Raw genomic sequence first — 22,739 nt, 5'->3', positions numbered from 1 at the left:
TGTTAAATGAAATATCATAAATTGAAAGCGTTTGATTCCAATTTTCTATGGGGTGGATCGACCTCGTCCTATCAGTTTGAAGGAGCATGGAACGAGGACGGAAAAGGGCCGTCTGTTATTGACACCCGTCCGCCCCGGGAAGAGATCACTGATTATAAGGTGGCAAGCGATCATTACCATCACTATAAGGAAGACATTGCCTTACTGGCGGAAATGGGCTTTAAGGCTTATCGCTTCTCGGTGGCCTGGACCCGCATTTATCCGCAGGGAACAGGGGAATTGAATCCGAAAGGCATACAGTTTTACAACCATTTAATTGATGAGTTATTAAAATACGGGATCGAACCGATCGTGACCATGTATCATTTTGATCTTCCGGCAGCTTTGGAAAAAGAAGGCGGATGGTCGAACCGTAGTACAATCAACGCATTTGAAACGTATGCGAAGACATTGTTCGAACACTTTGGGGACCGGGTGAAATATTGGTTAACTATTAACGAACAAAACATGATGATTTTGCACGGTTCCGCTTTGGGAACGTTGGACCCGAACCTGAAGAATCCGAAAAAGGAATTGTATCAGCAAAATCATCATATGCTTCTGGCTCAAGCCAGGGCGATGATTCTGTGCAAAGAAATGTTACCTGAAGCTAAAGTGGCACCGGCCCCTAACATCTCGTGCGTATATCCAGCGTCTTCGCGTCCGGAAGATGTGCTGGCGGCTGATAACTTCAACGCAATCCGCAATTGGTTATACCTTGATATGGCGGTGTTTGGCCGTTACAATACGCTGGTCTGGAGTTACTTCGAGGAAAAAGGCTATACGCCTGAGATTCAAGAAGGGGATATGAGCATTCTGGCCGCCGCGAAGCCAGACTTTATCGCTTTTAATTATTACAGCTCTGCAACGGTCAAAGCCAGTACCCAGAATTCGGTAGAAAAAGGCGGGATGGGAGATCAGCAAATCTCAGTTGGAGAAGTGGGTGTTTTTGCTGGGAGTGGAAATGAGTACCTGGAGCGAACGGAGTTCGGCTGGGGAATTGATCCGGCAGGCCTGCGTGTTACTCTTAGGAAGATCTATGACCGCTACCAGCTACCGCTGATCATTACCGAGAATGGACTGGGGGCTTTTGATTCCTTGGAAGAGGGCGATGTTGTAAGAGATGATTACCGCATCGATTACTTGCGCAAGCATATCGAGCAATGCCAGCTGGCTATTACGGACGGGGTGGAGCTGTTTGGTTATTGTCCTTGGTCCGCAATTGATCTGGTCAGCACCCACCAGGGAGTAAGCAAACGTTACGGATTCGTCTATGTTGACCGGGATGAGTTCAACCTGAGACAATTGCGGCGGATTCGCAAGAACAGCTTCCATTGGTACAAAAATATGATTTCCTCAAATGGAAGCGCTCTCTAGATTATTGTTCAACAGATGAAACTCTAAAACAGGAGTTGAAGGAATATGGCTAACGAAAAAAAACTATCGCATAAATTGCAAAGATACGCTGGGAAAATTCAGCAAAATCGCTATATGAGCGCTATATCAAATGGACTGATGTCCACCCTTCCTTTTTTGATTATTGGAGCATTTTCGACGCTTTTCTCCGCACTTGCCTGGGAGCCTTACCAGAACCTCATCGCACCCATCAAGGGTATTATCGGATTAGGATCGACGATGACAACTGGCATCGTCGCCCTCTATGCAGTCTTCTTCATTGCCTACAGACTGGCGCAAGCTTTTGACAAGGACCCACTGGTTCCCGCAGCAACGGCACTGCTCTCGTTTCTTATTTTGACGCCGATCCAAACATTCGATAAAGTCCGGGCGCTTCCACTTCAGTGGCTCGGTGCGCAGGGTTTGTTTGTCGCCATGTTGGTTGGCTTGCTCGCTTCCCGATTGTATATCTGGATTGTCGATCGCAACTGGACCATTAAAATGCCCGAAGGAGTACCGCCTACCGTTGTCAAAACATTCTCAGGATTAATTCCGGCGATACTCGTAGCTATGGTATTCGTTATCGTTTCCGGTCTATTCATGCATACGTCATTCGGTACGGTCCATGAGTTTATTTATACCTATCTGCAAGTGCCACTGGAAGGACTGGGTGGATCACTGGGGGCTATGATTGTCGCCCTCATCATTATGCAGGTGCTCTGGATGTTCGGAATCCACGGTGCAATCGTAACGCTTGCCATCGTCAAACCGATCTGGATGAGCCTGGATCTTGCCAATCTCGACGCTTTCCAGGCGGGAGCTCCGCTACCGAACATTATCGGGCTGGCTTTCTGGTATATCTTCTCAAACTATGCGCCGATGCTGGGCTTCGCTCTCCTGCTGGTCTTCTTGGCCAAGAGCAAGCAATTACGCACGATTGGCAAGCTCGGCCTTCCGGGGACTTTCTTCTCGATTCACGAGCCACTCAATTTCGGAATTCCAGTTGTTTTGAATCCGCTCCTGGCTATTCCGTTTATCAGTTCTCCTATCGTCTGCGCCGTCCTCGGTTATTTTGCGACAACTGCGGGCTTGCTGCCTGCGCCCATCGGAATTTACCCGGCATTTGGCACTCCGATTTTTGCTCTGGGCTTTATTGAGGGGAGCTGGAGACTTGCAGTTGCACAGCTTTTGCTCATTCCCGTTTGTATGCTGATTTACTATCCGTTTTTTAGAACGCTTGATAAACAAGCGTTGAACAGGGAACGCGAAGCACAGGAAAAGTCAGAGCAGGAGGGAACGGCTGGAGCCCAAGCTAGTATCGTTACTTCATAAATGAGCAATAAAAGGGAAAGCGGCGAACTGTTCGCCGTTTTCTGTCATTACTGCAATAAGGGGGATGCCGTATGATAAAGCTTGGCATAGCGGAGAATAAACGTTACTTTGTCAATGAAGGAGTTCCATTTTTCTATCTGGCGGATACCGTCTGGAGCGCATTTACCAACATCTCACTGGAGGAATGGGCTGATTATCTTGACTACAGAAGTAGCCAGGGGTTTAATGTTCTGCAAATCAATTTGCTGCGGCAGTGGGATGCCAGCGGCAGTGATTTGGATTACGAACCGTTCGAACGGATTGAGGACGGGAGCTACGATTTTTATTCGCTGAATCCAGACTATTTTGACAGGGCGGAGACAATGGTCGAGATGGCGGTGAGCAAGGGATTTGTACCCGCGCTTGTTTTGCTTTGGTGCAATTATATCCCGGATACATGGGCGGCCAAGCTTCGTGATGAGAAAAAGATGCCTCTGGAGGCGGTAGAACCGTATGTGCGTTACGCGGCAGACCGATTCTCAAAGTATCACCCTATCTATATTGTGAGCGGGGATACCGACTTCCCGTCAGAGCGAGCGAACGAGTATTACCGCACCACACTTCACGTTGTGAAGACACATAGTCCGGAGTGTTTGACTACTCTCCACATTCAGGGGAGACTGGCGGATCTGCCGGATGAGTTCATTAACGATCCTAATTTGGACTTTTACATGTACCAATCAGGTCACAATTCGCAGTTTCAGTCCAAGGCCTACACCTTGGCGTTGGACTTCTACAACAAGCGGGTAACACGGCCTGTGCTAAACTCGGAACCTTGCTACGAGATGATGGGATACAGCCGGAGAGAATACGGTCGTTTCGGCCGTGCCGACGTGCGTAAAGCTGCATGGCAAAGTCTTTTGTCCGGTGCGGAAGCCGGCGTAACCTACGGAGCACATGGAATATGGAGCTGGCACAAAAAAGGGAAACGCTTTGGAGTTACCGGGGAAGGTTTTGATAGCCCCTATGAATGGCAGGCTGCCCTTAAATTTGAGGGAGCGTGGGATTATGGATTCGCGAAGTGGCTGTTCCAGATGTACGGACTGGTAGATTTGCAGCCTTGGAACATAGTACTTAAAAACACGGAAGAGATTCGAGTTGCCTCAACCAGAGGCTTCGAAAAAATTGCTATTTATGTGCCGGTGAACACGGTCCTGAAGCTAGACGCCGATCTCAGAGAATATGACTTTACGATTATCGACCTGGAATACCGCCGATTTGCAGCAGCTTCGGTAGCGTTTCAGGGCAATGTAACGGTTATTGATATGCATAATTTTGAGGGGGATGTCATCGTGATTGGCGTGAAAGATAAGAATTGAGCGTTCGGGCAATCTTCATCCAAATCTCTGTTAGATATCGCTTGCAACCTTTCCATCCTGAACTACGTCAAAGAGGTTGTTAATGGCCAGGCGGCCTAATTCAACTACAAGGTGGAACTTGACATGAACATGAGAAAAAGTGCATTTGCAGCCATTACAACTGTAGCCATTTTGTCCTTCTCCGTTGGAGGTCAAATGTCTGCGGCAGACCGTCAATTCAAGGATTTGGACAACGTAAGCGGCAAAGAAAAAATTATATCCCTTAAAGATCAGGGTCTGCTCAAAGGTGCCTCTGACACGCAGTTTCTCCCGTCATCTAAAGTGACCGCTGCCCAGGGCATTCAGTTGATCTCCGGGGGACTCCAGCTCAGTTTGGCCGCTATTGATTTTAATAAGGCGCCACAGGCCAGCGGACTGTTTACCCATGTTAAGGATACTGCATGGTATGCCGAAGCCTTTATCAACGCGCATTATAATGGCGTAGAGATTCCAAAAGATATCGTTCCTTCAAAAACCCTGACTAAGGAAGAGTTCACCCACATGCTGATTCAGGGCATGGAAAAAGCAGGCGCTCTTCCGATGATTAAAATCGCACCTGCGAATATTGCGGATGACAGCGAACTGGAGCCTTCTTACCAAGGTAGCATTCAACGCTCGCTAGTCTACAAGGTCAATACCTTGGATGCAAGTGAAAAGTTTCATCCAAAAAGCGAGATTACACGTGCCGAAGCTGCTGTTATGTTATATAATGCATTGGAATACCTGAATGCTCATACAAAATCGTAATAAATACAGCAATAAAGAGCTTTTCTTCTGAGGGAATTAAGCTTTCAGTTACTTGACATCATTATCGTTAATGTTATAATAAGGAAATCGAATTTAGACCTGCGGTAGCTGATTACCGTAAGGATATTTTCCTGGTCCTTCGGCATATAACACAGGTAACGAATAAATAAGCTGGCTCCGGATGAGGAGTTCAGCTTATTTTTTTGGATCAAAAAGCTTACCGTTTTCACAGATCTACATATTGAGAGGAGACAGGGGTATGTTTGGAAATGACTGGGATGATGTACTACGAGAAGAGGTCGAAAAGCCATACTTTAATGAATTAAGGTATACGTTAGCCCGAGAGTACAAGTTACATAAGGTATATCCTCCAAAAGAAGACTTGTTTTCCGCACTTAAATTAACGCCATTTCATCTGACCAAAGCGGTTATATTGGGACAGGATCCATATCATGGAGAGGGACAAGCTCACGGTTTGAGCTTTTCTGTTAGACCTGGTGTGCGAACACCGCCATCTCTACTAAATATATACAAGGAGCTTCGCGATGATATCGGCACTCCCATTCCGAATCAGGGATACCTCGTGCCTTGGGCTGAGCAAGGTGTGCTGCTGCTAAACAACGTGTTAACCGTGCGTGAAGGACAACCGCAATCTCACCAGGGAATAGGTTGGGAACGTTTCACGGATGCTGTCATTGAAGCGATTAATGAACGCGAGCAGCCAGCAGTGTTTATTTTGTGGGGGAGCCATGCTCAGAAAAAAGCAAGCTTCGTGAATACCAGCAAGCATTTGGTGCTGAAATCCGTTCATCCAAGTCCATTGGCGGCTCACAGAGGCTTTTTTGGCAGCAAGCCTTTTTCGCGTACCAATGCATTTTTGCAGGAGCATGGAATGGAGCCTATTCGGTGGGAGATTCCTAACCGCTAGCACTGGAGGTGAGGACATGCGTCAGTGGAAGGGACGTCAGGTCATTTTATATCACGGCAACAACGGTCATACCCAGAAGGTGCGCGGCACGCTTGAAAAATGGGATGATATACGAAAGTGTGTTATTTTAGGCCCGAAAATGCTGGCTATTCCTTTTGAAAATATTACGCATATTACCATGCTTCCTCCGGGGCGTGAACGTAGAAGCCGCCATCCGGCGAAGCTGAACGCTATCGGTTATGTAATGAGCGTTCCGTTACAGTTTGATAATGCCATTCATTTTCAGTCGGCGGTGACGATTTGGAGAGAGGATCAGCTGATTGCTTATAATGTAAAGCTGGTTAGCCACTCGGCACACGATGTAATTCTTGAAGATGGACAAACCTTATCTAAAGAAGAGCATTTGTTTGTAGTAAGGTCACTACGTGGAGAACTTTAACTGTAATTATTCACCTTTTTTTGATGAAGGGTTCAATTTAGTTAGCTGCTAACCGATAAAAGTAATGGGATTGTTAATTATATCCTATTTTATAGAGATGAAACTAAGGGAGAGAAACGAATGGAGCGTATGAAACGTATGAGCAAACGGAGTACCTTCTTACTTGCTTTGCTGATGTTTGTATTTGCAGCATGGCCAGCGGGTTTGATCCGGGCTGAGGAGAGCACGACTTCCACGGTACAGTGGGACAGTCAAAATCCGACTACATTGAATCTGGGTGGAAGCCCCGCTCAATTAAAAGTGTGGTCATTGACAGAAAAGGGCAAAGAAGATGTTACACAAAAAGCAGAATGGATCTCTGGGGATTCAAGCATTTTAAAGGTAGATAAGGGACTCATTACTCCTGTGTCAAAAGGGCAGATTAAGATTGTTGCCACATATGAGCAGCAAACGGTAAGTACAACGATTACAGTAAAATCGCCTTACAGCAAGCTGCAATTAAATCCGTCGAGTCCCATTAATTTGACGATTGGTGGAGAATCAAAGCAATTGACTGCTCAAGGTGTACTTACTGGAGGTGGGACGGAAAATGTATCCGGTGTCGAATGGACTTCTTCGAATGCGGCTGTTGCTACCGTTGAAGATGGTCTGGTTCGTCCACTTGCCAAAGGCGTGACTTACATTAAAGCAAGCAAAGATGAACTCAAAGCACAAACGATTGTGTATGTGCGTTCTTCTTCTCAGGCATTAGTATTGAATGCATCTGGGTCCAAATCGGTCTTTCTGGGTAGCTCTCCAATTCAGGTTAGTGCAACCGATGTCAACCTGACTGGCGGCAAGACAGATGTGACCAACACGGCAGAATGGACTTCCTCCAATCCGTTGGTTGCCACAGTTGAGCAAGGTAAAATCACACCGATGGATGCAGGCAATTCGACGATTACAGCGTCCTATCACGGTTTGAGCAAGACTCTGAAGATTAATGTACTTCCGACGGTTGAAAAACTGGTTTCAAGCAAAGCCAGTCTGACTCTCGAAACAGGAGGCAAAACTTCTCTTCCGAGTATATCTGCTTATTTGGTCAATGGGGCAAAAAAAGCAGTTCAATCCGATGTAAAATGGAGCTTAAGCAGTGAAAGTGCAGTTAAAATAGCAAATGGTAAGCTGATTGCAGTGAACCCAGGCAGTGCAACATTGACAGCAACGGTAGGTGCACTCAAACTGGATATTCCAGTGACTGTGCAATACAAAGTGCTCAAGCTGACCGCTTCTGAGAAAAAATATGTATTGGTTGCAGGCCAAGAAGCAAGTATTCCGACAGTAAAAGCACACATGGCTGGTGGCGGAATCCTGGATGTTACCAGTCAGGTAAGCTGGGTAGGTACAACAGCCGCAGTTACAGTAGCAAATGGTAAAGTAAAAGCGGTGAGTGGCGGTAACTCTGGAATCAAGGCTATGTATATGAACAAATATGTGAAAGTACCTGTCATTGTGGAAGGAGCCATTTCTACATTGACACCAAGCTTTTCGAGTGCTGATATGAATTTGAAAGGAAGTAAGTCCATCAAAGTTATCGGCATATATACGGATGGTAAAAAAGCTACGCTGAGCAGTAAAGTGAAATGGACATCATCGAATGCTTCCGTAGCGATCGTAAAAGGCTCTTCCATTAAAGCCGTTGGAATTGGAACAGCAACAATTACGGGCACATATCAGGATAAGTCGTTTAACGTTGAGATCAAGGTCACACCTAAGCTGCTCAAACTGGTATTGAGCAATAAAAACCTGAAGCTGCCTAAAGGCTCCTCTCAAGTGCTTAGTGTGAATGCAGTTTATGATTCAGGCGCTACTACCAATGTGACAAGCTCAGCGGTATGGACATCTTCCAAACCGTCGATCGTACAAGTTACTGGCGGTCAGGTGAAGGCGATTGATACCGGAAGTTCCAGTATCAAAGTAGTCTATGGTGGTAAGACTGTAGCGACATCGGCCAGAGTGTTAAAATAGTCTACGTAATTGCCACATCCACTTATACAAAATAACCCCCGGTCCAAAGACCGGGGGTTATTTTCAGCTTATTCTACGCCGTCCTGATAATGATTTTTCCAGTGCTTATCGCCTTTGTGTGCGAAGTCTTCAACTGTCTTTTCCAAAGTAGCTACCAGTTGGGCTTTAATCTCAGAAATTGTGTCTCGGAACAGTCTTTCTTCCGTACCATTGATTTTTTCACCATATAGAGCCTGAGCGGCTATAAATTGACGATGTTGCTCCACAAAACTGTCAATCGAATGCAATGCATGCTCCACGTATTGGGAAATGCTATGATGCTCGTTAGGCAGTTGCAATTTTAATTCATGAACTCTGTTTAATAATGCCATGATGATCACCTCGTGCGTTTTGTTATGTCAATAATTATACATCATTTTCGGAAAACTTTCATTAAATTTTGATTAAAATGTGACTTTTATTATGTCATGATTGCATTTTCACTGGTGATCAGGCCTAATTTTCGGAATTATTTCATTCTTTCCTTTGTGTCGTGATTTTAAAATTTAATATATATGACACGAAGATGATATAAGAGCAAGCTGCGACAGCTGTCTTTCTGACATGTTATAATGGGGGAAAAGCCCAGTAGGAAAGGTTGTCAGTATGGTATGAAGCTTTTTAAAGGTTTATTTTGGGGGATTCTGATCAGTCTTCTCCTGTGGTGTGCCTTGTTTTGGCTTGTCCGCTGGATGTCTCATTAAGTCGCTTCCTGTATCTTATACAATAACTCTTGCGACTGTATCCACGTCATTAACGGAAATCGTATATACGTGTTCGTCATCATAGAGCTTGAATTGCTGAGTTTCTTGGTCAGATAGGAGCTTAGGCCAGCCAATTACGGTACTTCCATTCAGTAATCGGATTACAACGGCTTGCATTTGGCTCACGGCCAGTTTGATCTCATCGTTCATTCGTACAACCTCCTCTCTATACTATTTGTCGTCGAATATTCAACCTTTTTTTATAGTCAGTAAGGGGTTACAAAAAATAAAATCCAGGGATTACCTTAGTTGAAGGCATCTACTGGAATAGCTTGAAGGGAAGAGGGAAATTGAAGAAAAAGTTGCTAAGTTTTATAGCTTTAGTGCTGCTAGCTTTGGGCGCGTACTGGTTTGAAGGAGGCAATCTTCTTACAAAAATGACAGGAGAGAACCCGCCTTCATCGGCTCAGGTTACGCTGCAATTCCCGTCAGGTCGCTACCCTGAAACGGCGCAGCATATTAAGGAAGCCATTCAGGCGGGAAAATCACCGGTATGCACAATTGACCGTGAAGGAGCCGAGCAAAATCGCAAGCATTCGCTTGCAGGTGTTCCCACTCGTAAAGGATACGATCGTGACGAATGGCCGATGGCTATGTGCTCAGAAGGTGGCAAAGGTGCAAATATCAAATACATAGCCCCTAAGGATAATCGTGGGGCAGGATCATGGGTCAGTCACCAATTGGATGAGTATGAGGATGGAACTCGTGTGAAATTTGTTGTGAAATAGTGCTATTACTTTTTATTACCTTGCGCTGTTTCCTGTCTGGCCTTAATCAACGCCAGAAAATCAAAAAAATCACCTAGTGTATTGAAGCCGGCACCTAAAATGGCCAAGTCTTCAGCGGATAGTTGGTTAAACCATTCCATTTGCTTAGCATCAAACATATTATCACCGCCAACCATTGATAATGTATAGTATGTACTGACGGCAACGAAGGTCAGGGCTCTGGCATACCATTTAAGTATGCTTGTTTTTTGTGCAGAGGATGTGTAGAACTCATGTTTAAATTTAATTTTTATACTAAAATCGTCTCCATCGTTATCGTATTGCTTATACCTATGCTGATCCTGTATGTCTATTCTAATCAGACAACGACAGGTGTATTACGTGAGGAGCTGAATCAATCTAATTATAATCAGCTGACTTTTTTTCAAAACCAGGTGAATACGAATATTGAAATGATTTCCTCCTGGCCGCATCTGCTGATTCATGATCCCGATGTAGCCAGTTTTCAAGCGATTTTTTTGAAGGACAAGGTTCTCAATCTGGATGGAATTAACCTTGTCAAACGGATCCAAACCAAGCTTGGGCTTCAGGAAAGCTCTTCTAATTGGAGAACCGGGCTGAGTATCTATTCTCCTTCGCTTGGACGGGTTGTATCGGAGAATGGAGCAGGTTTATATGACCAGAAAAAACTAAATCAGCTGATAAAAGACGGCTGGCAGGTATCCAAAAAAAGATCATACGGGAAAGACCAATTTATATTTTCATTGTATACATTATCCCCGTTTTCTTCACTTGGTAATCCAGAAACCGCTAACACGATTATTAAGGTTGAATTTGACAGCAGTAATATTCAGGACATGCTTGACCGTTTCAAAGGTGATGGTCGAAAGGAGCCTTTTTATTATAAGAAAGGCGTAGGAGTGATCTTTAATCGTACTGCAAATGAAGAGCTGTCTGGAAAGCTGATTTCTAAATTGGAAAAAATGGGACTCCATGAGGTTGATAATCTGACCGTGAAAATTGGAGAAGAAAGCTACCTGGTACATGCCGTTCTTTCGCAAACGACTGGTTGGTATTTGATTGATTACATGCCTTTGTCCGATATGATGTCTCCAATTTACTCATCGAATCGACTGTTTTATATAACTGTTGTTGGCTCGCTGCTGGTAGGCTTGATTGGCGCTTACTTGCTTCATTCACAGGTACAAGTGCCGATTCTTCAGCTTGTGCGGGCATTTCGGAGACTAAAGGATGGGGACTATGCTGTTCGATTAAGTCTAAGGGGGAGTCACGAGTTTGCTTTCCTGTCTAGTCAATTTAATCTGATGGTCGAACAGATTCAGGAGCTGTTTGAGAAGGTGTATGTTGAGCAGCTGCATGTCAAGGAAGCGCGACTAAAGCAACTCCAATCACAAATCAATCCGCATTTTTTTTATAATTGTTTTTCGTTTATTACAAGTATGGCAAAGCTGCGCAATCATGAGGCGGTTGTAGCCATGGCCCATAATTTATCCAGGTATTATCGGTATACGACAAGACAGGAGCGGGATTTGGTTCCATTGTCAGAGGAAGTCGAGTTTGTTCAATATTATTTGAACATACAGCAGATGCGTATGCCAAGGCTAACGTTCTTAATTCATGTTTCATCACAAGCCAGCAGTCTACTGATTCCGCCGCTTGTAGTGCAGCCACTGGTGGAAAATGCGGTGCTGCACGGGATAGAGCCTCAAGCGGAGGATGGTATAATTCATATTTTAACCGAGCGTGTTGGCTCGTATATGTACCTGATTGTGGATGATAACGGACTCGGTTTGAGTAGAGAGGCTATAACTGCCCTGACGTCAACGCTTGACAAGCCTGTGGAAGAGGATCATGGATACGGTTTGTGGAATGTGCATCAACGCATGCGATTACATTTTGGGGAAGATGCAGGACTGGAATTCTCTTTGTCTCCATTGGGAGGATTGCGTGCAGTTTTAAAATGGTCGATCTCAACAGAAGGAGAGCATGCGAATGGTTTAATTGAGCCTTCGCCAAATTCGAATATAGTTAAAACGGAGGGACCAGATGGTTCAGATATTACTAGTAGATGATGAGAGTTATGTAACAGAAAGTCTGGCAGCTACCATTCCGTGGGAGACGCTAGGCATCGAGAGGGTTCATCAAGCGGCTTCCGCATTAGCAGCGGTGGATGTGCTAGAAGCGTACGATATTGATATTCTGGTTACGGATATTCGTATGCCTGGCATGACGGGACTGGAGTTGATTGTTGAGGTAAACGAACGATGGCCACATATCCGAAGTTTGTTACTGACAGGCTATGCCGATTTTGAATATGCTAAAAAAGCGCTCCAGCTTAAGGCTTTTGATTACATTTTAAAGCCGGTGGATGATGAAGAGTTTATCAAATGTGTGTCAGCTGCCATGGATTCGCTAAAGGAAGAATGGGAAGCATTTGACAAGGTTCATCAATTACAATATAGCCGCAGAAACGATTTTGGTGTACTGCGGACCCATTTGATGCATGATTTGCTACTCGGGCGTGATTTGCCAGTACCAAAAATAGAGAGCAAAATGTCTGAGTACGAAATCAAGCTACGCACGGGACATCCTGCCAGTATGCTGCTTATTCAGCTAGGGAAGCATTTTTCTGATATGGACTATCATTCAGTGTCCTTAATTGAGTATGCGATTGGAAATATTGCCGAAGAAGTGTTCGCACCTGATTTTCACGTTTGGCATTGCAAAGCGCCGCATGACTGCTTAATTGTATTAATAGAAGGTAATTGGAATTTATTTCCTGAACGGAGCGCGGATGAGCAGAATCGTTTTTTGAGTGCGGCGATTGAGACCTTTCGAAAAAATGTGAGCAATTACTTGAAAGGGGAAATTTACGTTGCATTAACCGGATGGTTTAAGTTTCCAGAGGAACTGCCTAAGCTATATCAGACAGCAATTAGATCCTTATACTGGAACCATCAGGAGGAGACGGATACACTGCTATTCATAGAAGAACAGACAGAACAGCCACACAGCTCAGTTAAGTCACTGGAGGGGCTTTATATGCACCCTACGCTTACTCATCTGCTAGAGTCCAGGCAATGGGAAGAGGCCGAAGCGAAAGTGAACCGTGTATTTGGAAAAATGGAAGAGGTGGGATATACACGCGAACATTTATATGAGCTGTTTATTTCGGTGACGAGTGCCTTTATGTATACAGCGCACAAACAAGGACGTTTCATTACACAGATGGACCAAGTAGGCTTCGATCCGTTACATGCGCAGAAAATGGTTCATTCGTTTCCCCACCTCAAAGAGTGGATACTTTCCATGATGAACAAACTTAAATCTGAATGGTCCGCAAGCGAGCAAAGCGCTAAAAGCTATGTGGTCAAGCAAGTTCAGGAGCTCATCTCCCAGGATAAAGGTCAGGAGCTGTCTGTTAAGACGATTGCCGATCAGGTTTATCTTCATCCAGTCTATCTGTCTAAAATTTATAAAGCTGAAACCGGAGAAGGTTTGGGTGACTACATTATCCGAATGAGAATGGAGCGGGCTCTTTATTTGCTCAAATATTCCAACAAAAAAATATACGAAATTACGACGGAACTGGGCTATCAGAATCCCCAATATTTCAGTAAGATGTTCAAAAAGCATTACGGAATGACTCCGCATGAATTTCGGGACCAGTAAAGATGGGACCAGTAAGGACGAAACCAGTAAAGATCAGTTGGGAAAGGTGCAGAAATATTTATTTTGTGACATAGGCTGCGAAGAAAAGCCCTCTTATAATAAAAGAGTAGAAAATGATTTTTAGAGGGGGAACAATATGCGAGTTCATTCGAAAAAAAAGTTGTTGTCGTTGCTCGCCGCAACTATGGTATTAGGAGTTGGCCTTGTGGGCTGCTCAGGATCGGGAAATGATGGGAATGCGGACAGCACAGCTAAAACTGAAAACGTATACAAAGAAAAATACAATCCAGAAGTCACAATTTCCACGGTATGGGGTGTAGATCCCGCCTTAAAATTTAAAAATGGTGAATCTATCGAAAATAACATTGCGACAAAATGGGCTAAAGAGAAATTCGGTATTAATATCAAATCACTCTGGTCCGTCACAGATACGAATGGCGCATTTGCTACGAAGCTGCGATTGGCTATGTCCTCCGATCAGGAGATGCCAGACGTCGTTGTATTGGGGACGGAGAATGAGCAACTGGCACAGGACATGATTGATTCTGGTATGTTTGCAGAGGCTGGTCCGTTGTTTGACAAGTACGCTTCGGATTCCTGGAAGCAGGCGATGAATCAGGATACAAACGTATGGAATCAGTATAGCCGAGATGGCAAAAAAATGGGTATTCCTGTGCTTGATTTCGCTTATAACCATGATTATGTATTGTGGGTACGACAAGATTGGTTGGATAAGCTGGGTATGAAGGCTCCTGAGACGATGGATGACCTGGAAAAAGTGATGGATGCCTTTAAAAATAAAAATCCGGACGGACTGGCTCCGAACAAAGTGATTCCGCTCAGCATCGGTTTCAAAACATCCATGAACACTTGGATGGGTGACCCGTCCTGGATTTTCGGGGCATATGGCACACTACCTCAGCAGTGGAACAAAGGCACGAATGGCAGTTTGGAATATGGCTCCGTGCAGCCTGGTATGAAGCCGGGTTTGCAAAAGCTGAGCGAGTGGCTCAAAAAGGGATATATTCCTCAGGAAGCAGCATTGTGGGATGAAAATAAAACGTCAGAACCTACAGTCGCAGGAACAGCCGGTATGATTCCTGGACCATATTGGATGAGCGGCTGGCCGCTTCAGGATACAGTCAAAAATGCGCCGGGTGCCGTGTGGAAGCCGATCAAGATTCCAGCGGGTCCTGACAACAAAGCCATGCGCCACGGAACGCAATATACCAATGGTGTTGTACTAATCAACAAACAAATGCAGCATCCTGAAGCTTTTTTCACTTATCAAAATTATTTGTTTGACCATTATGCTAATGCCAAACCGGACGGCGATTTGTCGAATGGGCTGTTTAAGGGCTACGATTATGATTTGGATGCGGGCGGAAAGCTAATGTCTATCGATAAAATACCAGGCGGTTATGTAAACTCTTTTCGTTATTTGTTGGTTCGTGATGGTGCGCGTATACCTGATGCCCAAATGAAGGCTTTGTTAAGTTTGGCTAATGGCGCAGAACCGAAGACCCGTCTGGAGAAAGATGTAATGGTGAACTACGGGAAAGACACTCCCGCAGCTGCCAAAGTGCTTATGGAACAGAAGGATATCTCCATGAAAGATCAGTTCACGGGACCTACTACGCCAACCATGAAGGCTAAAAAGGACTATCTGGATAAGATTGAAAGTCAGACCTTCAATGAAATTATTTATGGCAAGCAGCCGATCTCTGCTTTTGATACCTTTGTACAGACGTGGAAAACAGCTGGTGGCGAACAAATTACAAATGAAGTAAACGAATGGTATAAAAGCGTCGAAAAGTAAAATCATGATGTTGTAATAGTTAGGAGGGCTGTCCCAAGGTGGACAGCCTTTTTACTACAGCTTTATCAGGATTGAGTAGAAATGAATGCGCTATTATGACGTGTGTGAAAAAAAATTTCATTCGTTTGGCGAACTTAAAAAATGATTGCTTTTGTGCCATGTATGTTGGTTTTTTGAACTGTTGGGACAGCGAAAACGCTTTTATAATTGAAGTATACCATGAGAGTTACAGGAGGAACTGCAATGAGAAGTCTGCAACGTACGTGGCCATTTCATATCATGCTGCTGCCAGCCATCATTTTCTTAATTGTATTCAGCTACATTCCGATGGGCGGCATCGTGATGGCCTTTCAAAATTACAAACCTTGGCTAGGCATAACTGGTTCCGAGTGGGTTGGACTGGATAACTTCCGCTTTTTGTTTCAACGGGAGGACAGTCTTCAAGTCGTCTGGAATACACTAATTATTGCTGTGTTAAAGATGTTTTTCAATCTGGTGGTTCCGTTTGTTTTTGCTATACTGCTGAATGAAATTCGCAAGGTCGGCCTTCAGCGATCCATTCAGACACTGGTTTATCTGCCACACTTTCTTTCGTGGGTCATCTTGGGCGGAATTCTGATTGACCTGTTGGCTACAGATGGATTTATGAATCGTATTCTCGGTAGTTTCGGGATCCAGCCTATCTTTTTTCTGGGAGAAAATAACTGGTTTCGGTTTACTGTCATTGTATCGGATATATGGAAGGAGTTCGGATACAACACCATCGTATTTCTTGCTGCACTGGCGGGTATTAATCCTTCGTTGTATGAGGCTTCTGAAATGGATGGAGCGAGCCGCTGGAGACAGACGCTGCACATCACTGTACCTTCGTTAATTCCGATGGTAGTCGTTGTTGGAACGCTTGCACTTGGCAATGTACTGAATGCCGGTTTTGACCAGATTTTCAACCTTTATAATCCGCTGGTTTACCAAAAAGGCGATATTATTGATACATTCGTCTACCGGACAGCGTTAATCAATGGGGAAATGGGCTTTGCCACCGCAATCGGCTTGTTCAAATCCGTTATCAGTATGATTCTCATTCTGATATCTTATCGACTTGCTTACAAATGGGCAGGTTACCGCATATTTTGATTCCACGAGGCTGAAAGAGGGAGAGTCATGTATCATAAAACAACGCCATATCGCATCTTCAATGTGTTTAACATTTGCTTGCTTGTGATTTTGTCCATCATGTGTATCGTTCCGCTGATTCATGTGTTGGCGGTATCATTTAGTGCTAAATCAGCAGCAGATGCCAATCTGGTTGGGCTGTGGCCGGTGCAATTTTCATTAGAAGCCTATAAGAAGACGATGAATAACCCGATTTTTCTGCACTCTATCTGGATTTCTGTCTGTCGGACTGTATTGGGAACCGGCTTAACATTGCTTATTACCTTTTTAGCTGCTTATCCACTTTCAAAGGAAACATCTGTGTTCCGTAGCAGAAACGTATATTCATGGTTGTTCGTATTCAGCATGATTTTTAACGGTGGTCTGGTTCCATTCTATATGGTTATTCAAAAGATCCATCTTATGGACAGCTTCTGGGTACTTGTTTTGCCAGGAGCGGTCAACACATTTCTGGTCATCCTTATGTTGAACTTTTTTAGAGGAATTCCTAAAGAGATGGAAGAGGCCGCATTGATCGACGGAGCAGGACATTTTCGGACATTGTTTAGTATCTTTTTACCGATATCCCTGCCTTCCATTGCCACGATTGCGCTGTTTAGTATGGTATTTCATTGGAACTCCTGGTTTGACGGTCTGCTCTATTTGAGCAATGCAAAGGACTATCCGCTGGCGACGTTCCTGCAAACTGTAATTATTCAGAAGGACATGAGTTCCATGAGCATGAGTCCCAAAGAGATGGAATTACTTTCTCAAACGACGGTTAATGCTGCGCAAATTTTCATTGGTGCAGCGCCTATTCTCATTGTATATCCATTTTTACAAAAGTATTTTGTTAAAGGTATGACGCTAGGTTCCGTCAAAGAGTAACAGAATTCATAGAAGGAGATGATTTGTAGTGACGAATCAAAACATAATCAAGTACCCTCCCATTAGTGAGCGAGTTCCACGTATGCTGCATGGCGCGGACTATAACCCGGAGCAATGGCAGCATTACCCTGACGTGTTAGCGGAGGATATCCGTCTAATGAAACTAGCCAAATGCAACGTGATGTCTGTCGGTATTTTCTCATGGGTTTCATTGGAGCCTGAGGAAGGTGTATTTACGTTTGAGTGGCTGGATCGTATTCTGGATTCGTTTGCTGAGAACGGAATCTATGCTTTTTTGGCCACTCCTAGTGGAGCAAGACCAGCCTGGATGTCACAAAAATATCCTGAGGTGCTGCGTGTGGAGGCTAACCGTGTCCGTAACCTGCACGGGTTTCGCCATAATCACTGTTCTACATCGCCTGTTTACCGGGAAAAAGTACGTATCATGAATACGAAGCTGGCCGAGCGTTATGCTAACCATCCTGCTGTGATTGGCTGGCATATTTCCAATGAATTTGGTGGAGATTGCCACTGTGATTATTGTCAGGAGGCATTTCGCGCTTGGGTCGAGGATAAATACGGTACGCTGGACAAGCTTAATCACGCATGGTGGACGACCTTTTGGAGTCATACGATTACGGATTGGAGCCAAGTTGAGTCCCCGGCACCTCACGGTGAAACACAGGTCCATGCCCTGAATTTGGACTGGAGACGGTTTGTGACCGATCAGACCGCAGATTTTATCAAACATGAGATTGTGCCGCTCAAGGCTGCAAATCCAGCAATTCCGGTCACAACCAATTTAATGGAGTTTTTTGAAGGGTTGAATTACTGGAAGTTTGCTGATCTGCTCGATGTTATATCCTGGGATAGTTACCCAACGTGGCATGACCGTGAGGGAGATGATAGCCGTCAGGCTGCTAAAGTGGCCATGATGCACGATATTATTCGTTCAATCAAGGGAGGCAAGCCTTGGATGCTCATGGAGAGTACGCCGAGTTTGACGAACTGGCAAGACGTAAGCAAGCTGAAGCGACCAGGAATGCATCTGCTATCGTCTTTACAGGCTGTGGCACACGGGTCAGACACCGTTCAATATTTTCAGTGGCGGAAAAGCCGCGGTTCGAGTGAAAAGCTGCATGGTGCGGTTGTCGATCATGTCGGACATGAGCACACTCGTGTATTTGGAGATGTGACAGAGGTCGGTAATGCGCTGGAAAAACTGGAGGAGGTTATCGGTACATCGGTACCGGCGGAGGCCGCAGTCATTTTTGACTGGGAGAACCGTTGGGGAATCAACGATTCACAGGGACCACGCAACAAGGGTGTGAAATATGAGGAGACAGCTGAAGCGCATTATTTGGCACTTTGGGAGCAGGGAGTGCCCGTAGATGTCATTCATATGGATGCAGATTTCTCCAAATACAAACTTTTGGTAGCTCCGATGTTGTATATGGTCCGCAGCGGTGTGGGGGAACGTATACAGAAGTTTGTTGAAAACGGTGGCGTTTTCGTAGCAACCTATTGGTCTGGTATTGTAGATGAACATGATTTGTGCTTCCTTGGAGGCTTTCCGGGCCCGCTTCGTAAGACGCTGGGGATCTGGTCGGAAGAGATTGACGGATTGCATGATCATGACCGTAATCACATTTTGCCGCTTGAAGGCAATGAGCTGGATCTGCAAGGGGAGTATGAAGCTGTAGAATTGTGTGATCTCATTCATACGGAGGGTGCAGAGGTACTGGCTGTGTACGGCTCAGACTTTTATGCAGGACGCCCGGCTTTGACGGTGAACCGTTTGGGAGAAGGAAAGGCTTATTACATCGCGTCACGCAACACCGGACTGTTCCACAGTCATTTTTACAGAAGTTTAATTGATAATGCAGGAATCAGTAAAGCGCTCAATGTGAAGTTGCCTCATGGAGTGAATACGGCGATTCGTACCGATGGGGTTCATGATTATATTTTTATACTAAATTTCACGCATGAGCCGCAAAAGATTACGTTGGATGGACGAACTTATGCGGATATGCTTGAAAATCATGCGATAGAAGACGGTAGCGTTCAATTGGATGCCTACACTGTTAAGGTTTTAAAGACAGAGCGTAATAAATAGAACATGATATTAAAATGTGATCTCTGTCGTTTTCCCGAGTGAGGGAACTGGTAGATTGGTCAGAGGCAATGAGAAGTATACAATTCGGATGGGAGATGACTTATGAAAACAGGTAACCGCACGATGGTATTTGCGATGTTGATCTTACTTTCCAGCTTATTGTATCCGTTCGGCTCTGTAGGGTTGGGTGCGGCTTCGGCCGCCCCTGCTTTCGCCAAAGGAGCAGATATAAGCTGGGTAGCAGGAATGGAAGCGCAAGGTATGACTTGGAAGGATAAAAAGGGTGTTCGTCGAGATATACTGCAAATTTTGCGAGATGACTATCAGATCAACTCGGTACGTATCCGTGTGTGGGTAAACCCTGACATGAAAGATTATGCAAGCGGATACATGAATGCCGAAAAGGCAGCAGAACTGGCGCAGCGAGCTAAAAAATTGGGTATGAGCGTTATGCTGACTCTACATTATAGTGATTCCTGGGCAGATCCAGGGCAACAGAACAAACCTTATGCGTGGCGCAATTTTACATTTACACAACTCATGGATGCAGTCTGGTCTCATACGGTTTATGTTATGAACACGATGAAAAGCAAGGGGGTAACACCGGACTGGGTGCAGATCGGTAATGAGACGAACAATGGAATGCTCTGGGAAGACGGCAAAGCTTCGGTGAACATGAAAAACTATGCCTGGCTCGTCAATACAGGTAATAATGCTGTAAAATCGGTAAGCAGCAGTACTAAAACGATAGTACATTTAGCCAACGGGGATAACGGTTCCGTGTTGAACTGGAATATCGGCGGGCTGATTGATAATGGAGCTCAGTTTGATCTCATCGGGCTGTCTCTGTATCCGTCTCCTTCTGACTGGCAGGGCAAGGTGGACCAGACGATTACCAATGCCAATAGCCTCATTGCCAAATACGGTAAAGGCATTGTCATCAGTGAAATCGGGATGGAATATAACGAACCTGCAGCTTCCAAGGCATTTATTTCTGCAATCAAAACGAAGGTTCGGAACATCGGAGGCGGCAAAGGTACAGGGGTATTTTATTGGGAGCCGGCTGCAACTCCAGGTTACAATCAGGGTTATAACAAAGGTGCTTGGCAGGCTGACGGTAAGCCAACCTCAGCTTTGGAAGGATTTATAAATTAAGAAGTATGTAAGAGTATATCAAAGAACCTCTAGTTCGCTTTCTATGCAGACTAGAGGTTCTTTATTGTTATCTTGAGTTACTTGGAAGTTATAAAATTAGGCTTCCCGGTTCACCTTGAAGAACGAAATGAGCTCTTCCAGCTCCCCGGACATCAATGTAAGCTTGTCAGAAGCTTGGACAATAGAAGCCATAGACTCAGCCTGTTCTCCAATGGTATGCTCGATTTGTTTGCTGCTGCCGACTGTTTTGCTAACTGTCGAAGACAGCTCGTCAGAGGTAGCTGACATTTCCTGCGTGCTGGCCGAGATCTGCTCCGTTGCGCTGGATACCTCCTGAATTTGTGACGACACTTTATTAGACGCATCTAAAATTTCAGAGAACATTTCGCCTGTCTGCTTCGTAACTTCCAGCCCAATGTGAACTTCTTTTGTACCAAGGCTGATGCCTTTTACAGTCTGCTCAATTTCTCTTTGGATTTCTTCAATGAGCTCTGCAATTTGTTTGGCAGACTCTTGAGACTGTTCAGCCAAATTACGCACTTCTCCCGCTACGACTGCAAAACCTTTGCCCTCTTCACCGACTCTGGCAGCTTCGATAGAAGCGTTCAATGCAAGCAGATTCGTTTGACTGGCAATGCCTGTAATGATGCTGACGATATTACTGATTTCGTTAGAACGGTTCTGCAGCGCATTAACGGAATCAGCTGTACTTTCCATTGTAGTGGAGATGGAGTCCATTTGAGCGGAAAGCTTTTGGGCTACCTGATTGCCTTCAACGGAGCGTTTTTCCATAGAATAAGCTTGATCCGCTACGGAAGAGGAGCTTTCGGCAATCGTTTGGATAACTGTCGACATTTCATTCATAGCTCTGGAGCTTTCAAGTGCTGCGTGATCCTGAGCTTCAAGCCCCTGGGTTATTTCCTGAATATTGCTGTTAATGACGTTCGTATTCGTACTGTTTTTCTCGCTAATGCTTAACAATTCCTGGGCAGATCCCGTAACCTCTTGCGTCGTATCCTGTACTTTCACCATGGTATCGTTAAGGCGTTTGATCATAGAATTAAATTTTTGATTGATAATGCCAAGGTCGTCCTCGCCTGTCTTGATTTTTACATTCAGATTCCCCTCGCTGACTTCTTCAATGCCCTTCATCAGGCTACGAATCGGGGAGAGGGTACGTTTTACCAGTAAATATTGGACCGTTAAGAAGATCGCAAGGAACAGAATGAGCAATGAAACACCATATACAAGCAATTTATGAAGTCCGTTAGGTACAGAGCTCGCGTCTACGTCAAAGTATATCGCACTTGTGATTTTACCGCTTTCATCTGTAATTGGGTAAACAATGGTCGTCCATGTACCAAAATCGTCAGTATAAAAGCTGCTAAACGCTGAGTCTTTAGATTGAAGCATTTTATTTACACCTTGTACATTTTCGTCTGGAAGAGTGTACATATCCCCAATATTCATCTTCGAGTCTTGGAAAGCTTGGACTAAATTTGTGGGAACGCCAATAATGGAAGTTTGATTTCCTTCTGTTAGTTCTGTGCCAAATATGTAAGCTTGGGCAACATTAGGATAAAATGTGTGGATAGAATCTAGGAATTTGCGTAAATCCTGTTGAGCAGAACCGTTATAATCTTTTTCGCTTAATGCTTGTTGTACTTTTGTTTTGTCAACATCTTCTGCCCATTTTTTAGTCAATACTTTAACTTGGTCTTGCAGCTGCGTGGTGAGAATATTCTTTTGAAGTATATAGCTGGATGTGATGAGAATAGCACCTATTAATACGATGTTAAGAAAAGAGATTAATAGATTTTTACCAAAAAAGGACATAGTTCTCCACTTCAAGTTTTTCACGTTTTCTTCTCCTTTGAATTAGCAATTTAGTTTCATATACAACCTACCCCATATATATTTCGACAATTTGCTTTCTAAATGTTAGGTATTTATTAAAAGGGAGAGAAGAAGGTTATTTAAAAAGAACGGCGGCCCCCTAGTGAATGAAACGATGGGACCGCCGCTTGTCGGCAAAACTGGATTTTATGTTGTTTTTCCGAATAATCTTACTAAATCATTTTATTGTTCAAACAATATTTAA

At 44.5% G+C, this 22,739-nt stretch carries 19 protein-coding genes; 15 read left to right on the top strand and 4 right to left on the bottom strand.

Going from position 1 to position 22,739, the window contains the following annotated elements; all coding sequences use genetic code 11:
• Positions 1-6 precede the first annotated feature (6 nt).
• The 7 genes from ACUUJN_RS17130 (at position 7) to ACUUJN_RS17100 (ending at position 8,284) form a co-directional block, all read left to right on the top strand.
• Positions 7-1,416: a glycoside hydrolase family 1 protein gene (locus tag ACUUJN_RS17130; RefSeq protein ID WP_028540521.1), complete on the top strand. Its 1,410-nt coding sequence runs from the start codon at positions 7-9 to the stop codon at positions 1,414-1,416.
• Between the two features lie 45 nt (positions 1,417-1,461).
• Complete coding sequence (locus tag ACUUJN_RS17125) at positions 1,462-2,766, top strand: PTS sugar transporter subunit IIC (protein ID WP_053325740.1); 1,305 nt, start codon at positions 1,462-1,464, stop codon at positions 2,764-2,766.
• Between the two features lie 71 nt (positions 2,767-2,837).
• Positions 2,838-4,124 (top strand): glycoside hydrolase family 140 protein, encoded by a 1,287-nt coding sequence (locus tag ACUUJN_RS17120; RefSeq protein WP_075154429.1) that lies wholly within the window; start codon positions 2,838-2,840, stop codon positions 4,122-4,124.
• A 123-nt stretch (positions 4,125-4,247) separates the two neighbouring features.
• Positions 4,248-4,910: an S-layer homology domain-containing protein gene (locus ACUUJN_RS17115; protein ID WP_025718398.1), complete on the top strand. Its 663-nt coding sequence runs from the start codon at positions 4,248-4,250 to the stop codon at positions 4,908-4,910.
• A gap of 259 nt (positions 4,911-5,169) precedes the next feature.
• Positions 5,170-5,838: a uracil-DNA glycosylase gene (locus ACUUJN_RS17110; protein WP_013310967.1), complete on the top strand. Its 669-nt coding sequence runs from the start codon at positions 5,170-5,172 to the stop codon at positions 5,836-5,838.
• 16 nt (positions 5,839-5,854) lie between these two features.
• Positions 5,855-6,277: a hypothetical protein gene (locus ACUUJN_RS17105; protein ID WP_023989366.1), complete on the top strand. Its 423-nt coding sequence runs from the start codon at positions 5,855-5,857 to the stop codon at positions 6,275-6,277.
• 120 nt (positions 6,278-6,397) lie between these two features.
• Entirely contained in the window at positions 6,398-8,284 is a 1,887-nt protein-coding gene (locus ACUUJN_RS17100; protein ID WP_484668731.1) for an Ig-like domain-containing protein, read from the top strand.
• 68 nt (positions 8,285-8,352) lie between these two features.
• Here the strand turns inward: ACUUJN_RS17100 and ACUUJN_RS17095 are convergent, their stop codons facing one another.
• A complete protein-coding gene (locus ACUUJN_RS17095) occupies positions 8,353-8,655 on the bottom strand; it encodes a hypothetical protein (RefSeq protein WP_013310964.1) in 303 nt (100 codons plus the stop codon).
• Positions 8,656-9,042: 387 nt separating this feature from the next.
• Positions 9,043-9,237, bottom strand: a complete 195-nt coding sequence (locus tag ACUUJN_RS17090; protein ID WP_013310963.1) for a hypothetical protein — start codon at positions 9,235-9,237, stop codon at positions 9,043-9,045.
• Positions 9,238-9,377: 140 nt separating this feature from the next.
• Here ACUUJN_RS17090 and ACUUJN_RS17085 point away from each other — a divergent pair, with 140 nt between their 5' ends.
• A complete protein-coding gene (locus ACUUJN_RS17085) occupies positions 9,378-9,815 on the top strand; it encodes a NucA/NucB deoxyribonuclease domain-containing protein (protein WP_023989364.1) in 438 nt (145 codons plus the stop codon).
• Positions 9,816-9,820: 5 nt separating this feature from the next.
• On the opposite strand, the gene ACUUJN_RS17080 is transcribed toward ACUUJN_RS17085, so the two are convergent.
• Positions 9,821-9,973: a hypothetical protein gene (locus tag ACUUJN_RS17080; RefSeq protein ID WP_023989363.1), complete on the bottom strand. Its 153-nt coding sequence runs from the start codon at positions 9,971-9,973 to the stop codon at positions 9,821-9,823.
• Between the two features lie 114 nt (positions 9,974-10,087).
• On the opposite strand from ACUUJN_RS17080, the gene ACUUJN_RS17075 reads away from it, so the two are divergent.
• The 7 genes from ACUUJN_RS17075 to ACUUJN_RS17045 all read left to right on the top strand — a co-directional run bounded on the left by ACUUJN_RS17075 (position 10,088) and on the right by ACUUJN_RS17045 (position 20,638).
• Positions 10,088-11,908 carry a sensor histidine kinase gene (locus ACUUJN_RS17075; RefSeq protein ID WP_068941464.1) on the top strand — a complete coding sequence of 607 codons (1,821 nt, stop codon included), beginning with the start codon at positions 10,088-10,090 and terminating at the stop codon, positions 11,906-11,908.
• On the top strand, positions 11,883-13,508 hold the full coding sequence (locus tag ACUUJN_RS17070) for a response regulator transcription factor (protein ID WP_484668730.1): 1,626 nt from the start codon (positions 11,883-11,885) through the stop codon (positions 13,506-13,508). Before ACUUJN_RS17075 ends, ACUUJN_RS17070 begins: the two co-directional genes overlap by 26 nt.
• 136 nt (positions 13,509-13,644) lie before the next feature.
• Positions 13,645-15,327 carry a type 2 periplasmic-binding domain-containing protein gene (locus ACUUJN_RS17065; RefSeq protein WP_484668729.1) on the top strand — a complete coding sequence of 561 codons (1,683 nt, stop codon included), beginning with the start codon at positions 13,645-13,647 and terminating at the stop codon, positions 15,325-15,327.
• Positions 15,328-15,570: 243 nt separating this feature from the next.
• Positions 15,571-16,461: an ABC transporter permease gene (locus ACUUJN_RS17060; RefSeq protein WP_025718416.1), complete on the top strand. Its 891-nt coding sequence runs from the start codon at positions 15,571-15,573 to the stop codon at positions 16,459-16,461.
• Positions 16,462-16,488: 27 nt separating this feature from the next.
• Complete coding sequence (locus ACUUJN_RS17055) at positions 16,489-17,367, top strand: carbohydrate ABC transporter permease (protein WP_023989359.1); 879 nt, start codon at positions 16,489-16,491, stop codon at positions 17,365-17,367.
• 28 nt (positions 17,368-17,395) lie between these two features.
• Positions 17,396-19,483 (top strand): beta-galactosidase, encoded by a 2,088-nt coding sequence (locus tag ACUUJN_RS17050; RefSeq protein WP_340858418.1) that lies wholly within the window; start codon positions 17,396-17,398, stop codon positions 19,481-19,483.
• 102 nt (positions 19,484-19,585) lie between these two features.
• Positions 19,586-20,638: a glycoside hydrolase family 53 protein gene (locus ACUUJN_RS17045; protein ID WP_053325732.1), complete on the top strand. Its 1,053-nt coding sequence runs from the start codon at positions 19,586-19,588 to the stop codon at positions 20,636-20,638.
• 96 nt (positions 20,639-20,734) lie between these two features.
• On the opposite strand, the gene ACUUJN_RS17040 is transcribed toward ACUUJN_RS17045, so the two are convergent.
• Positions 20,735-22,498 (bottom strand): methyl-accepting chemotaxis protein, encoded by a 1,764-nt coding sequence (locus tag ACUUJN_RS17040; protein ID WP_076264806.1) that lies wholly within the window; start codon positions 22,496-22,498, stop codon positions 20,735-20,737.
• Positions 22,499-22,739: the final 241 nt, after the last annotated feature.

The organism is Paenibacillus sp. LRG-1, from assembly GCF_057220305.1.
This window is presented reverse-complemented; position numbering and strand designations above follow the sequence as displayed.

What these genes read in the sequence shown, in the direction of transcription:
- ACUUJN_RS17130 (WP_028540521.1), top strand. Translation starts at nt 7, where the DNA reads ATGAAATATCATAAATTGAAAGCGTTTGATTCCAATTTTCTATGGGGT.
- ACUUJN_RS17125 (WP_053325740.1), top strand. Translation starts at nt 1,462, where the DNA reads ATGGCTAACGAAAAAAAACTATCGCATAAATTGCAAAGATACGCTGGG.
- ACUUJN_RS17120 (WP_075154429.1), top strand. Translation starts at nt 2,838, where the DNA reads ATGATAAAGCTTGGCATAGCGGAGAATAAACGTTACTTTGTCAATGAA.
- ACUUJN_RS17115 (WP_025718398.1), top strand. Translation starts at nt 4,248, where the DNA reads ATGAACATGAGAAAAAGTGCATTTGCAGCCATTACAACTGTAGCCATT.
- ACUUJN_RS17110 (WP_013310967.1), top strand. Translation starts at nt 5,170, where the DNA reads ATGTTTGGAAATGACTGGGATGATGTACTACGAGAAGAGGTCGAAAAG.
- ACUUJN_RS17105 (WP_023989366.1), top strand. Translation starts at nt 5,855, where the DNA reads ATGCGTCAGTGGAAGGGACGTCAGGTCATTTTATATCACGGCAACAAC.
- ACUUJN_RS17100 (WP_484668731.1), top strand. Translation starts at nt 6,398, where the DNA reads ATGGAGCGTATGAAACGTATGAGCAAACGGAGTACCTTCTTACTTGCT.
- ACUUJN_RS17095 (WP_013310964.1), bottom strand. Translation starts at nt 8,655, where the DNA reads ATGGCATTATTAAACAGAGTTCATGAATTAAAATTGCAACTGCCTAAC.
- ACUUJN_RS17090 (WP_013310963.1), bottom strand. Translation starts at nt 9,237, where the DNA reads ATGAACGATGAGATCAAACTGGCCGTGAGCCAAATGCAAGCCGTTGTA.
- ACUUJN_RS17080 (WP_023989363.1), bottom strand. Translation starts at nt 9,973, where the DNA reads ATGTTTGATGCTAAGCAAATGGAATGGTTTAACCAACTATCCGCTGAA.
- ACUUJN_RS17075 (WP_068941464.1), top strand. Translation starts at nt 10,088, where the DNA reads ATGTTTAAATTTAATTTTTATACTAAAATCGTCTCCATCGTTATCGTA.
- ACUUJN_RS17070 (WP_484668730.1), top strand. Translation starts at nt 11,883, where the DNA reads ATGGTTCAGATATTACTAGTAGATGATGAGAGTTATGTAACAGAAAGT.
- ACUUJN_RS17065 (WP_484668729.1), top strand. Translation starts at nt 13,645, where the DNA reads ATGCGAGTTCATTCGAAAAAAAAGTTGTTGTCGTTGCTCGCCGCAACT.
- ACUUJN_RS17060 (WP_025718416.1), top strand. Translation starts at nt 15,571, where the DNA reads ATGAGAAGTCTGCAACGTACGTGGCCATTTCATATCATGCTGCTGCCA.
- ACUUJN_RS17055 (WP_023989359.1), top strand. Translation starts at nt 16,489, where the DNA reads ATGTATCATAAAACAACGCCATATCGCATCTTCAATGTGTTTAACATT.
- ACUUJN_RS17045 (WP_053325732.1), top strand. Translation starts at nt 19,586, where the DNA reads ATGAAAACAGGTAACCGCACGATGGTATTTGCGATGTTGATCTTACTT.